The organism is Rhizobium sp. IY2 (genome assembly GCF_047532935.1).
In the GTDB taxonomy this organism is placed as follows: Bacteria; Pseudomonadota; Alphaproteobacteria; order Rhizobiales; family Rhizobiaceae; genus Rhizobium; species Rhizobium anhuiense.
Genome location: NZ_JBLKNU010000005.1, coordinates 116,883 through 130,688, shown reverse-complemented (window position 1 = coordinate 130,688; position 13,806 = coordinate 116,883). Strand labels below are relative to the sequence as shown.

The following is a 13,806-nucleotide window of genomic DNA, read 5'->3' as shown; positions in this document are numbered from 1 at the left end:
GCGGAAACTATGGAGCGAAAGAGATCTTGTCAACATAAGGTGATTGTTTTAGTCACCTTTTAATCGATAAAAATTCGTGCTCCGACACTACCGAGGAGGTTGCACGCAACATCGGGGCCAGCACGTTCTGCGCAGAGGTAAATTGCCACCGGAATCGGCAAAGCGTCATTGAGGACGTTGACGCATCGCAGGTATTTTTCGACGCAGCATCGGGACTGTTGACAGCTGTCCTATCCGTTCAAGGGATCCGTACGTCTGTTGGGCGTAGCATCGTCCTCCTGGAGTAACGATCAGAGCAATACAGCTCCTTGAGACCGAGAACTCGATCTCTGTCTTTAAGGAGGAAAAGAATTTTCTGTTGTCGCAAATGAAAAATCTGATTTACTAATACTCCGCTGCTGGCTTTAAGGGGGATATTGCCGATGGTGGGGACCCGCAGGAATATTTTGCTTGGTGGCTTGGCGTTACTAGGTGCGAGTGCGATCCGGAAACCCGCATTTGCCGCTGCGTCTTCCTATTTTGCCGGCACCATCGTCGACAATGGCGTGACGTTCCAAAAGACCAACTTCGCCAAGATCGACAAGAAGTGGCTCCGCCAGGTCGTCAAATATTTCAGCAGCGAGCCGATCGGCACCGTCGTCGTCGATACACGGCACCATTTTCTCTACGTCATCATGGAGAACAAGACCGCCATTCGCTACGGCGTCGGAGTCGGCCGCGAGGGTTTCAAATGGTTTGGCCGCGCCACCATCGACCGTAAATCGCTTTGGCCGCGCTGGACGCCGCCGCCGGAGATGCGCAAGCGCCATCCCGAGCTGCCGGAATTCGTGGCGGGAGGCTCACCAAAGAACCCGCTCGGCCCCCGCGCCATGTACCTGCATCGCGACGGCGTCGACACCGGCTATCGCTTCCATGGCACATTGGAGCCGTGGAGCATCGGCAAGGATGCCTCCAGCGGCTGTATCCGCATGTTCAACGAAGACGCCATCGATCTTTATCAGCGTTGCCCCATCGGCACCGCGGTGCAGGTCCTGCCGCATATTGCCGATCAGGCTGAAAGTGCTGCTCAGGTCAGTCAAGCAACCCCGGTCCAATAAGGAATATCCCCTGATGTCTGCGATGACCGGATATACGAGGCGCCTTCTCGCCGCGGCCATGCTCCTGGCGCTTGCCGCCTGCTCCACCACCGAGATCGCCTCCCTGGAAGAACCCACCGCCGCGCCGATGACCGGCCAGACCAACGATCCCGCGCCCGGTTTCGAAAATGTCGCAGCCGGCAGCGAGGAGGATTTCATCCTCAATGTCGGCCGACGGATCTACTTCACGCAGGATTCCGCCACGCTCGATTCCGTCGCCATGGCAACCTTGGACAACCAGGCCACCTGGCTGAACAAGAACCCGACCTGGCTGCTCAAGCTGCAGGGATTTGCCGACGATTCCGGCTCCGCATCGAAAATGCAGACGCTGTCGCAGAAGCGCGCCGATGCGGCGATGACCTACCTCGTCTCGAAGGGCGTGGACGCCGGGCGCATGTGGGCCAAGGGCTACGGCAACGACCGCGAAGTCCGCGACTGCACGGAGCGCTCCTGCAGGGTGCAGAACCGCCGCGTCGTCACCAACCTGCGCACCCAGCCCGACGCGGTCTGATTGGGCCGCTTGCCGCATCGGCGATCGAGCATGTGAATCCAAAGTGCATGGAGGTCGTCAGCCGAACTCAGGATCAGTCGAACCGTTCAAACGTCTTTCTGAGCCGCGTATTCTGCAGAAGAAGCTTCTACGCAAAGCTAGCTCCTCGCCTTTTTGATGTCCTCGTCGAGGCTTCCAACATCATCGAAGAAAGGCTCTCTCGAAGACGAGACTGGCGCTTCGATCGTTATTTGCGGCGAAAGCGCTCTTGAAGACAAGATCATAAAGGTCACCAGTTTCACATTTAGCAACGAGAGATCACAAATGACGTTAATTGCTGCGCTCGTAAGACCCCCGCATTTTCTCGCTGTTGGAGACGCACTCCTTACAACCAACTCCCGCGTTCACCATGACTCTCCAATTCCTACACAGCGGTTACCCAACGAGACTGAACAAATGTTTGATAGTGGCCGGTGGGTCGCGGGCCTTGCTCGGAAAATTTTCCCAATTGGTTCATTTCTGGTTCTAGGCTGGAGTGGAACAATGGGAGCTTACGAGCATTCAATCAGGTTTCTATTCGCAAACTCACCAGAAGTTATGCCGAGCATTTCCGATTTCCAGCACTTAGTAGAGCAAGCGAATCTTCCTCGCGGTTCAGATGCTAGCTGGTTCATCTTCGGCATATCGAAGGACTGCGGACCGGTTTCTATTTCTCACAATATAGCCACAAGCACCCCCAAAGAAGGTAATTTCAATTTGCTTGGCGGATCTGGACGCAAGTATTTTGAACAGTTTATAAATCATCGAGCCATCGCCTCCCTTGACGGAACTAGTTTGTTCGCTGAGTTGTTTGGAGTGTGCGCTAGATATTTATTGAGCCAGCATCGGCAGGGACGCCACCTAGACGAAGGCGTTGGAGGTGCCTTCGACATCATGGTAAGCGGCGAAGTAGGTTTTGAGCAACTTGACCGCGTATTATATGTCTTCCGCGATTATTGGGATGAGGACGAAGCAGCCTCTGTCCGGCCCGACGTAGAAAACGTTACCAAAACGGGGCGTATTTTCAGCAAGATCGAAGCCGTGTATTACGCAACTCATCTCGGTAGTTCACTGTTAGTGGGACGTTGGCATCAAGGCGGCCCGGATTTCTTTGTGATCGAAACGCCTTACCTAGAGCCTCGGTTAATGGGAGAAACACCGCACATTTGGGGTGTCGATTACGTCGTAGAAACTCTGAGTCACTATACCGGAAAGAGCTCCGTCACGCTCCTTCCAACTTCAGGCGGATACGATTTTCAAGTCGATGCTAGCGATCACCCAAGGCTAGAGCTTCCGATGGAACTCTCCCAAGAATGCGAGCAGGCCCTTCGAACATATCTAGAAGAAAACAAAGGATAGAGTGGTTCGCCGCTTCCGTTAAAAGCTGAACCGCTCTAGCCGTATACGGAACCTGTCTTTGCCTTCGCGTCGGCAAGTCCAGCGCAACGATAAAGTCACTATGAGTTGAACTGTTCTCATATTATGCCGGCTTAAGCCGGCAGCCGATACTCGAGTGGTGACGGCAGGTCGATGACGAACCTGATATCCGCGGCATTCGCCGCCACGACCAGTTGGTAGCCGCCCGCTTCGGCGCGGAAGACGCCGGCCTCGACGTCGAAATAGGCGAGGTCGCGCGGCAGGATCTTCAGGTCGGCCGTGCCAGTCTCACCAAGGAGCAACGAAAGCTTTGCGAAAGCGCGCAGTTCCTTGTCCGGCCGCTCCACCTGGGACTTTGGCGAGCGCACATAGAGCTGGACCAGTTCCGACCCCACCCGGTCGCCGACATTGGTCACATCGATGCTGACAGTCAGGCCTTCAGGACCCATTTCGTTGGCCGAGAGCCGCGGCTCGCCCCAGTTGAAGCGGGTATAGCCAAGGCCGAAACCGAAGGGGAAGAGCGGTTCGACAGCGCGTGTATCGTGATGACGATAACCGATGAAGACGCCTTCGGCGTAGCGCACGTGGCCATCCTTACCCGGATAGACGGCTGGATCGCCTGTGATTGCGGAATTGTCGGCAAGCGCCTTGGGGAATGTCTGCGGCAGGCGTCCGCCGGGCTCGGCATCGCCGAACAGGACATCGGCGACGGCGTTGCCCAGCTCCTGACCGGGATACCAGATCTGCAGCACGGCGCGGACCTTGCCGAGCCAGGGCATTTCCACCGGACCGCCGGTCTGCAGCACGACGACGGTGTTGGCATTGGCAGCCGCAACCCGCTCGATCAGTTCCTCCTGCCGACCCGGAAGCCGCATGTCGGGCAGGTCCAAACCTTCGGTATCCCATTCGCCGTCGCGGCCGACGAAGAGAAGGGCGACATCGGCGTTCAGCGCCATCTCGACAGCTTCCTGGATATCGGCCTCACCCAAGGGCTTTTCGACGCCGAACCGAATGGCCGTGAGATTGATCCCCTGCCCGTTCGCCACCGGCGGGTCATACTCGACGGTGACGGCATGGGCTCGGCCCGCATCGAGCGTAACCATGCTGCGCTGTTCGTCATTGGCCGTGCCGAAATAATTCTCCCCGCGGGTCCAGCCGTCATGGCCGTCAACCGTCAGCCTGCCATCGACGAAGAGCCGCGCCAGTCCGGCATTGGTCATGCCGAAGACATGATCGCCGCTCTCCTCCGGCACGAATTGCATCGTCATCCGGGCCGAGAAATCGGCGGGGTCGAGCTCGCCCGAAGGCAGCTCGAACCAGAAGAACTCGCCCTTGTCGACGGTCTCGACGTGAATGGGCGTGCCCTGGCAGCCTCGTCCCTTGAAATATTCGACGGTGATCTTTCCCTTGAACACTTCGATCAGACGGTTATGGCGGCAACCGACGGCGTGGCTGACGCTATTGGCGTTGGCAAGGGCCGCGCGGATTCCTTCGAGCGGACTGATCGTATAATGCGCCGCGATCTGCGCGCTGCCGCCGCCCATGACGCGCGCGCTCGCAGCGTTGGGTCCGATGACAGCAAGCCGGTCGAGCGAAGTCTTGGCAAGTGGCAGGATGCCGTCGTTCTTCAGAAGGACTGCGCCTTCTGCGCCGATGCGCCGGATCAGCGCCCGGTCCTCCGGCAGGTCGACCGCCTGCTCCGTGAGATCGGGCGCCGTCTCGAAGGCGCCCACCCGCTCGAGCAGACGCAGGATACGCCGCGCCGCCGCCCGCACGGTGGCCGCTTCGACCTTCCCCTCGCGCACGGCCGCAACCAGTTTCTCGCCGCGATCACGGGCCGGACCCGGCATTTCGAGATCAAGACCGGCATTGATCGTCTCGGCCGTCGAATGCGAACCGAACCAGTCGGACATGACGATACCGTCGAAGCCCCATTCCTGGCGCAGCACCTTGGTCAACAGCCACTCGTGCTCACTCGTATAGGTGCCGTTGAGGCGGTTATAGGAGGACATGACGGCCATCACGCCGGCGCGCCTGACAGCCTGTTCGAAGGGCGGAAAGTAGATCTCGCGCAGCGCCCGCTCGTCGATATCGGAAGACATGGTCTGCCGCTCGATCTCGGATTCGTTGCCGGCGAAGTGCTTGATCGTCGCCGCGATCCCCTGGCTCTGCACGCCCTTGATGTAGGCAACGGCGAGTTCCGCGGTCAGCATCGGATCCTCGGAATAACATTCGAAATTCCGCCCGTTGAGACCGGAACGATGGATATTCACCGTGGGCGCTAGCAGCACCGCGGCCCCCTTGCTCTTTGCCTGATGGGCAAGCGCCACGCCCATGCGCCCGACGAGATCGGGATTCCAGGTGGCGCCGAGCGCGATGGCAGTGGGAAAGCAGGTCGCCTTGACGCCGCCGACCAGCGAACCCGCGCCGCGCGCGCCATTCGGTCCGTCCGTCACCTTGATTTTCGGCACACCAAGACGCTCGACGGGAACCGTCGTCCAGAAATCGGCGCCTGATAACAGCGAGACTTGCTCCTCGAGCGTCATCTTGTCGAGAATGGAATCGATCATGCAAACCTCCCCTTGAACTGGAATTCGGGCGCTGCGCGGCGGCGCCAGGCGTGCGCGACTGCTCCGCGCCATGCAATTCTTAAACCTACCGATTACTCGGTATTTTTAAGATGTCAACCGCCTAAGCCTGATGTATGGATTGAGAGTGCCGAAGAGGAGAGACGATGGCAGAGTTTGCCGAATTGAAGTCTGGACAGGAGGAAAAGCGACGACGCAGATCCCGCAAGGGCCAGGCGCGCCGCGCGGAGATCCTGACGGCCGCGATGCGGCGCTTCGCCGAAGACGGCTACCAGAATGCCGCCATCGGCGATGTGGCCCGCGACGTCGGCCTGTCGCTGCCCGGCCTGCTGCACCACTTCCCAACCAAAGTCGATCTGCTGCTCGCCATTCTGGACAAGCGCGATCTCGAAAGCGAAAGCTTCATCGGCATCCATCGTGCCGACCTGCGTGGCCTTCTCAAAGGTATGGTCGAGGTCTTCCGCCGCAACGCCGAAATGGTCGAGGTCATCAGGGCCTTCGCTATCCTGAATGCCGAGAGCCTGATGAAGGACCACCCGGCCAAGGCATGGTTTCTCAATCGCGCCACCCAGTTGCAGAACGATATCGCCGCGACCGTCGACCGGGCTGTTGCCGATGGCTCGATAGACGGCAGGATCGATGGCAAGGCGATGGCGGCCGAGCTGATTGCGGTGATGGATGGCCTGCAAATGCTCTGGCTGCGCGATCCCGCGCGTTTCGATATGGTCGGCGGGTTGGAAGCCTATGTCAGCCGCCTGCTGGCGAGCCTTGGTCTGGAGGATTGAGCTTTGGCTTGCGGCTCTGTGCTCGGGAGCCGGTCGAGGATGACGCCCGATCGGCAGATCTATCATCCATCAAAGCGCGCCAACCAGTCGATAATTCGGCTTACCGCTTCGGAATACCTCTGTCCGACAAGCAGACCCGTATGTGTCGTGCCCCGGAGCCCCAGGTACTCGCCGCCGATGTGGCGAGCCGTCGCCCTGCCTCGATGATCATCGGATTCATCGTTGACGGCGCAAATGACGAGGCTGGGACAGGTGATCCTCTCGCCTTCGACGGAAATCCCCTCCGCCCCGAAATGAAAGGAAAATGCGCAGAATGCCTTTGCAGATTCCATGGACAGGTACTTCCGCTGGAATGCGATATCCTCGAATGTTTCATCGATACTCATTTGCTCGTCGCGTGCGGGCGCGGGGACCACGAGGCCGGGCATTCTTAACGCGAGATCGCGATAGGGCACTTCGGCATGCACTTCCCTGCAAATGCTGGAATCGATCAGCACCAGTCCGGCAATCCCCACGCTTTCCGCCAGCTTTTGGCTCAGGATTCCTCCCATGCTGAATCCGATCACGATGGGAGGAGTTCCACATTCTTCGACGATTTCGGAGATCACCAGCCGGATGTCTTCCAGGTAATCTTCAAACAGGATTTTTGTGAAATCCGCCGACCTGCTTTTGTAGTGGCCTCGCAGGTTGATGCAATAAGAGTTCCATCCCGCCGATATGAAATGCGGAATGTACTTGCTCCACATCCAGCTCCCGGTAAAGGCGCCGTGGACGAAGAGCAAAGGCGGCCGAACGGACTGCCTTGAATCACCGCGCCCATGAAATATTTCCAGAAATAAGTCATTCTCTCCGATGTATTTTTCCGTGTGCTCGGGTCGTTCTTTTGCATAGTCCCGCATATCGCTCACTCCTTTGATATTGGCTGGCCGCGCATTCAGACAGAGGATATTTCCTATGCAATATTGATCAATTACCGCTCCTGGACTTACATAAAGGATAAAATGTCTTCAATTGGGTGTTGATGTGGAGAGTCTCGCAGGCGTTGTCGCCTTCGTTTACGCCGCCGAACAACAGAGCTATGTCGCAGCCGCCAGGGTTGCCGGAGTTTCGCCGTCGGCGATCGGAAAAGCCGTGGCGCGCCTCGAAAGCCGGCTGGGCGTGCGGCTCTTCAACCGGACGACGCGCAGTATCAGCCTGACCGAGGAAGGAGCCGTTCTCTACGAGCGCTACAAACGCATCCTCGACGACATGGATGACGCAGAGGCTACAGTCTCACGAAGCCGGGAACGCCCAAGGGGACGCCTGCGTGTCAGCGTGCCGCATATCGTCGGACATCACCTTCTTATGCCGATCCTGCCGATCTTTGCCGAGCGATTTCCGGAGATCGAGCTGGACATCGATTTCGAAGACAGGGTCATAGACCTGGTCGCAGAGGGCCTGGATGTCGTCGTGCGCAGCGGTGAGCTTGCCGATGCACGATTGATTGCCCGCCATCTCGGCGATCAACATTTCGTCGTTTGCGGAAGTCCCGATTATCTCAAGCGCCATGGGCGACCGGAGACCCCGGATGATCTCTCCCGACATGCCTGCATTCACTTCAAATACCCGTCCAGCGGTCGTGTCGCGCCGTGGGCATTCCGCCCGCCATGCGAGCGGCTGCTTTTGCCGAGAAGCCTGACATTCAACAACACGGATGCAGGTCTGCGAGCAGCACGGGACGGTTTGGGCCTTGCGCATCTGCCCGTCTACGTCGCAGAGCCCGATATGCGAACCGGAAATTTGGTCCCCGTCCTCACCTCCTTCATGGTGCCGTACGGTTCGCTCTCGCTCGTCTGGCCATCCAATCGTCAGCTTTCACCAAAAGTCCGCGCTTTCGTGGATTTTGTGGTTGCGAACTTTGCCGCCCGCCCTGACGCTTTTCGACCGGCGGCAATCACGGCAGCCGCCACGGCAACTTATCTGCCAAATGCGCCTGCCAGCCTCTGACCGAGCGCGCGCGCAGGAGAGATCGCCGGTCTGCTTTCCGACGTGACGGCGCGTGGGGCTAGTTGAGCGGCATCCAGTTTGAAGCGGGCGATCAATCGGGCGAGATTCGCCGCCTCGTCCGCCAGCCGGTTCGTGGCTGCGGTCGATTCCTCCACCATCGCCGCATTCTGCTGCGTCACCTGATCCATCTGATTGACGGCAGTACTGACCTCGGAGAGGCCGGTCGACTGCTCCCTTGCCGCCGTGGCGATCGAGCGCACATGCTCGTCGATCTTGACCACCTGGCCCTGGATATCGCCAAGCGCCTCACCCGTCGCCGTCACCAGCTTCACCCCGGAATGGACTTCGCTGCTGGAGCGGTTGATCAGCACCTTGATGTCCTTGGCCGCATTGGCCGAGCGTTGCGCCAGTTCGCGCACCTCTTGTGCGACGACGGCAAAGCCCTTGCCGGCCTCACCGGCGCGTGCCGCCTCGACCCCGGCATTGAGCGCCAGAAGATTGGTCTGGAAGGCGATCTCGTCGATAACGTTGATAATCTGGACGATTTCGCCGGAGGCCTGCTCGATCCGCCCCATGGCCGAAACGGCCTGGCTGACGACGGCGCTCGACTGCCCGGTGCCTTTCTTCGCCTCATCCACCATGTAGCTGGCTTCCAGTGCCCGCTCGGTCGAGTTCTTCACTGCGACGGTGATCTCCTCCAGGGCAGAGGAGGTTTCCTCCAGCGACGCCGCCTGCTGCTCGGTGCGTTTCGACAGATCTCCAGAGGCAATCCGCATTTCGCCGGCGCCGCCGTTGATGATGTCGACAGCGGCGCGCACCTCGCCGAGAACGGAGCGCAGGCTGACCATCGTCGCGTTGACGTTTTCCTTGAGCTCGCCAAAGGCGCCCTGGAATTCGCCCCTCATGTTCTCGGTCAGGTCGCCGTCGGCGAGCGCAGCAACCACGCGACAGGTCTCGGCGATTCCGCGGTTGACTGCCGCAACGAGGTCATTCACGCCCGATGCGAATTGGTTCAGGTCCTGATAGCCATATTCCACGATGGCGCGACGCGTGAAGTCTCCGGCAACCGCTGCGGTGATGACCGCGTCGATGTTCATCTGCATTTCAATGACCTTCGCCCGCTTATCCGCACCGGCAGCGTCCAACTCACGCACCTTGATGCCGTTTAGCTTGAAGATCTCGACGGCGCGGGCCATCTGGCCGATTTCGTCGCGCCGATTGGCGAAGGGGATCTCGGCAGCGAGATTGCCCTCTGCAAGCTTGCTCATGCTTGCGGTAATCCGGCCGATCGGCTTTGCAATCACGCGAGCGCCAAAGACCGCAGCGCCGATCAGCGTGGCGATGGTCAGCAGGCCGATGCCAAGATTGAGGCTTAGAACGAGAAGAGCGCCGGCATCCGCCTCTTCCTCAGCCTTTGTCGCCATCGCCTTTGCGGCGTCCACCCCTTCATCGATCAGCTTGGCTGTCTCGTCTGAAATTGCCAACAATTTTACCTGAACGTCCTTCTCCTTTGCGTTAAGCGAAGGATCGCCGGCCTTGAGGGCAAGCTTTGCCTTGACGATTTCGGCCATGTCGTCGGTGGCGGCATAAAGCCTGTCGCCCAACGCCTTGAGCTTCACGATCCGGTCCCTGTTGACCTGCAATCGCAACCCCTCCATGGCATCGTCCAGATATTTTATAACCGAGTGATGGCGTGCGGCGATGTAGTCGGCTGCCTTGGCAATCTCATCCGTGGAAGTGGCGAGACGCAGATCACGCACGCCGACCTGCAGGCCGCGCAACGACGCCTTGGCATCGACCAGATCGCGCGAGACGATCAACTGCTCGTCCCGGTATTTCGCGCGCTGAGCGACATGCTGGCCTCCCTGCCAGACGGTAAGGAGCATAACCGCAACCAGCAAAATGCCGATGGCGGAAAGCATGGCCAGTTTGGTGCTGATGCGCGAAAAGATACTTGCGGGCATGTGTCAGTTCCTGCTTAGCGCAAACAGGAGTCCTCATATCCCCTGCCGGCTACGGAATGGGTGATCGACTTCATTCGATCGCCACCTATGCGACCGACGTTCCGAGATCACCTTCGCTTCCGAGGGGAGTCTTTTTGTCGTGGCCACAGCCGACTAACAGCCGATAAGAAACTAATAAAAAGTTCCATTTTCGCCGCGCTTGGGACTTGTCTGCGCGATCGGGATAATGAATGCCGAAAGCGGACATCGCTGGCGACCAGCCCGGTTGCACGGGCTGCGCCCGGTAACTGCTCCGCCGCAATCGAAGCGGCGGAGCGTGATCTCCCAGGCAAGCGGCGTCAGGCTTTTTGCAGCCTCCAGGTCCTGACTTCGAACGGCATGATGTCGGCAGGTCCAATCCGCTCCATCGGCTCTTCGAGAATGTTCAGCGGCTGCGATGCCGCCCATCCGGAAGGCAGGCCGAGGGAGAGCCGGCCGCGCCGGCCGGCCGGTTCATAGAGGCGCAGGATGAGGCCATCGCCTTCTTCCGCCGGCTTCAAGCCCGAAAAAGCGACGGGTGTGCCGTTGACGGTAAGCGGCGCGAAAGTGCCGGCGGAGAGGCCGTTGGCTTCGGCCGCGACGAGCGGCTGATTGAGATCGATCGCCTCGTCGAGAACACCGCCTTCATGCCAGGCACCCTCATGCGGCATCAGCGCATAGGTAAAGCTCTGCTCACCTTCATCGGCCAGCGGATCCGGATAGATCGGCCCGCGCACCAGGCTCATGCCGATCACATTGCCGCGGGCGCTATGGCCATATTTGGCATTGTTGAGCAGCGCGACGCCGAAGCCCGGCTCGCTGATATCGACGAAGCGATGGGCGACAGCCTCGAACATCGCCTGTTCCCAGGAGGTGTTCGTATGGGTTGCCCGCTCGACGACGCCGAAAGCGCATTCGAACGTCGCCTTCCGGGCCTGGACGGCGACCGGGTTCAGCGTACGCAGAAGGGTGCGGCGGTCGTGCCAGTCGATCGTCGTTTCGATGTCGAGCCGCCGGGCGTTGGCCGTCAGCACATAGGTCTGCGTGACGCTTGAATTCCGGTAGCGGTAAATGACGCGGATCGCTGCGCGGTGCGGGCCTTCTTCGACGAGGGCGATGCTCTCCGGCGCATCGAGGCGAATGGCCTTTTCGGCATAATCGGCATCGATGTCCCAGGCGTCCCAATTGCGCGGCTTGTCGGCCGGATAGACCCAGAGCTGATTTGCCGAGCCGTCGATCGCTTCCCGGCCCGTTGCCTTGTGGATGAGACTGACAACCGCGCCGTCCCCGCCGATGGCGACGGAGATGTGGTCGTTTTCGAGACGGTCGGAGCCTGCCCTCAGCCCGCCCGCCGGCTTGAGCGCACGCTTGTCGAAGACCGCGACGGACAAGGGGGCGACGAGATCGGCGGCCGCGACGACCGTGCCATCGGAGAGCGTTGTGCTGAGCGGCCTGGCCGCAAGAGACGGATTGACGACGACGAGGGCGTCTCCAACCCCGCCCTTCGGCAAATTGGCCGACAGCGCCTGCAATGACTTTGCCTGCTCGGCTTTGGCATGGTCGATGACCCCACCCAGTTCCTGCTCGGCATCCTGATAGACCTCACGGATGCTCGAGCCCGGCAGAATGTCGTGAAATTCGTTCTTCAACACCACGCGCCAATCGGCTTCGAGGCTTTGGGGCCTGCCTGCTCCGAGCATATGCGCCAGCGAAGCGATGGTTTCCGCGGTGATCAGCGCACGTTCGGCCTGGCGATGCTTGCGCTTGACGCCGCTTTGCGACGTCAGCGTGGCGCGGTGCAGTTCGAGATAGATTTCACCGTCCCACACGGGAAGGGTCTTTTCCCCAGCAGTGCGGTGCGCCTGCTCGTAATAGCTTTTGACGGTGCCCCAGCGTGCCTGCGGGATCGCCGGGAAATCGCGCAGCTGCACTTCGCGCTCGACCATTTCCGGCGTGACGCCGCCGCCGCCGTCGCCGTAGCCGACGGCCAGAAGCGACGTATGGTGCTGCGTCTTGCCGCGGAAATTCTTCCATGTCGGCACGAAGCAATCGGGCTGCACGAAGCCGTTGTAACCCTGCATCGGATTGTCGAACGTATGGGTCAGCACCCGGCTGCCGTCGAGCCCCTTCCACCAGAAGAGATCGGAGGGAATATGGTTGGTCTCGCTCCAATTGACCTTGATCGTGAAGAAGCTGTCGATGCCGCCCTGTCTCAGGATCTGCGGCAGCGCGCCGGAGAAGCCGAAGCAATCCGGCAACCAGCAAACCGTATGGCGCGTGCCGAAGGTCTTCTCGAAATAACGCTGGCCGTAGAGAACCTGACGGGCGAGACTTTCACCGGTCGGCATGTTCGTATCGGGTTCCACCCACATGCCGCCGACGGTTTCCCACTTACCTTCGGCGACCTTCTGCTTGATGCGCTCGAGAAGGTCCGGGTCTTCCTCCTCCATCTGCGCGTAATAATGGGCGGTCGATTGATTGAAACGAAAATCATCGGAGCGCTCCATCAGCGACAGCGCCGTATTGAAGGTGCGTCGCATTTTCCGCCGCGTCTCGCGATAGGGCCAGAGCCAGGCGAGATCGATATGCGCATGCCCCGTGAGCAGCAGTTCTCCATTCGGCGGAAAGCGCTTCTGCAGCTCCTTCAGCCGCGCAGTCAGAGCCTCGAAGGCCGTGGCTGCCGAAGTGCTTTGCTCGTCCGTGAGGCCCGCCGGATTAGCCTCAAGCTCCGGCAGTTCCCAGATCTTCTGCTGCATGACCGCGCCTGATGTGCGGGAGATGTAGGCCGCCGTATCCGACGGCCAGTCGAGGCTGCGCAACGCATGCTCGGCGGCATCCGTCAGATGCGGCACGACTTCATGCTCGCCGAGCGCCTCGATCGCCTCGGCAACCTGCTTCAACAGAAGATGCAGGCGGTGAACCGGGCCATCGAGCCAGATAAATCGAGCCTTGTTGAGCCGCGGAGCGCGATTGGGTTCGCCGAACGGAAAACGGGCAACGGTTTCCGTTGCGATTGAAAAGCGGCGGCTCTTCAGCGGGAATTCCTGATGATAGGGATCGAGACCGAATGTTTCCGTCTCGCCGTCGGGATAGCTCAGCGTAATCAGGCTCTCGCCACCGAGATCGAGCTGCAGGCGAATACCGTCGAGAGGCCACGCTTCGGGTGCCTCGGCGGTTGCAGCAAAATGCACCACCTCCTGGCGGTGCGGCCAATCCTGGTGATGTGCGATCGGCTCTCCCTCGAAAGTCCAGCCGTCGATCGCAGCACTGTGTCGATCCCGCCAATGAGCGAGCTCGGCAATGCGGACTTTCAGACGATCGAGACGCTGGGCAATGGTCAGAGGCATGGCTTATCCTATTGAAAATCGACGGCGACAATCCGTGGTCATAGTTTTGGGAGATGAAGATGGTGCGACCGGCATC

At 59.8% G+C, this 13,806-nt stretch carries 9 protein-coding genes; 5 read left to right on the top strand and 4 right to left on the bottom strand.

The genetic code is table 11. The features are described 5' to 3' along the window. Positions 1–422 precede the first annotated feature (422 nt). The 3 genes from ACMUVN_RS18405 (at position 423) to ACMUVN_RS18395 (ending at position 3,024) form a co-directional block, all read left to right on the top strand. Positions 423–1,097, top strand: a complete 675-nt coding sequence (locus tag ACMUVN_RS18405) for a L,D-transpeptidase (protein WP_132574813.1) — start codon at positions 423–425, stop codon at positions 1,095–1,097. Positions 1,098–1,110: 13 nt separating this feature from the next. After that, positions 1,111–1,647 carry an OmpA family protein gene (locus ACMUVN_RS18400; RefSeq protein WP_132574811.1) on the top strand — a complete coding sequence of 179 codons (537 nt, stop codon included), beginning with the start codon at positions 1,111–1,113 and terminating at the stop codon, positions 1,645–1,647. Between the two features lie 522 nt (positions 1,648–2,169). After that, the gene (locus ACMUVN_RS18395) at positions 2,170–3,024 is read left to right on the top strand and encodes a hypothetical protein (protein ID WP_414815361.1); all 855 of its coding nucleotides are present in this window, start codon (positions 2,170–2,172) and stop codon (positions 3,022–3,024) included. A gap of 131 nt (positions 3,025–3,155) precedes the next feature. Here ACMUVN_RS18395 and ACMUVN_RS18390 read toward each other — a convergent pair whose 3' ends face one another. Beyond that, positions 3,156–5,612 carry a beta-glucosidase gene (locus ACMUVN_RS18390; RefSeq protein ID WP_132574807.1) on the bottom strand — a complete coding sequence of 819 codons (2,457 nt, stop codon included), beginning with the start codon at positions 5,610–5,612 and terminating at the stop codon, positions 3,156–3,158. A gap of 164 nt (positions 5,613–5,776) precedes the next feature. Between ACMUVN_RS18390 and ACMUVN_RS18385 the strand changes: the two genes are divergently transcribed. After that, on the top strand, positions 5,777–6,415 hold the full coding sequence (locus tag ACMUVN_RS18385; RefSeq protein ID WP_132574805.1) for a TetR/AcrR family transcriptional regulator: 639 nt from the start codon (positions 5,777–5,779) through the stop codon (positions 6,413–6,415). Positions 6,416–6,477: 62 nt separating this feature from the next. Here the strand turns inward: ACMUVN_RS18385 and ACMUVN_RS18380 are convergent, their stop codons facing one another. Next, positions 6,478–7,314: an alpha/beta hydrolase gene (locus ACMUVN_RS18380; RefSeq protein ID WP_047616938.1), complete on the bottom strand. Its 837-nt coding sequence runs from the start codon at positions 7,312–7,314 to the stop codon at positions 6,478–6,480. A 124-nt stretch (positions 7,315–7,438) separates the two neighbouring features. Here ACMUVN_RS18380 and ACMUVN_RS18375 point away from each other — a divergent pair, with 124 nt between their 5' ends. Further along, a complete protein-coding gene (locus ACMUVN_RS18375) occupies positions 7,439–8,401 on the top strand; it encodes a LysR family transcriptional regulator (protein ID WP_063474172.1) in 963 nt (320 codons plus the stop codon). Here the strand turns inward: ACMUVN_RS18375 and ACMUVN_RS18370 are convergent. Together ACMUVN_RS18370 and ACMUVN_RS18365 are read right to left on the bottom strand one after the other, a co-directional pair. Beyond that, the gene (locus ACMUVN_RS18370; RefSeq protein ID WP_132574803.1) at positions 8,371–10,365 is read right to left on the bottom strand and encodes a methyl-accepting chemotaxis protein; all 1,995 of its coding nucleotides are present in this window, start codon (positions 10,363–10,365) and stop codon (positions 8,371–8,373) included. The genes ACMUVN_RS18375 and ACMUVN_RS18370 overlap by 31 nt on opposite strands. Positions 10,366–10,703: 338 nt before the next feature. Then, complete coding sequence (locus ACMUVN_RS18365) at positions 10,704–13,730, bottom strand: alpha-mannosidase (RefSeq protein WP_414815360.1); 3,027 nt, start codon at positions 13,728–13,730, stop codon at positions 10,704–10,706. Positions 13,731–13,806 lie beyond the last annotated feature (76 nt).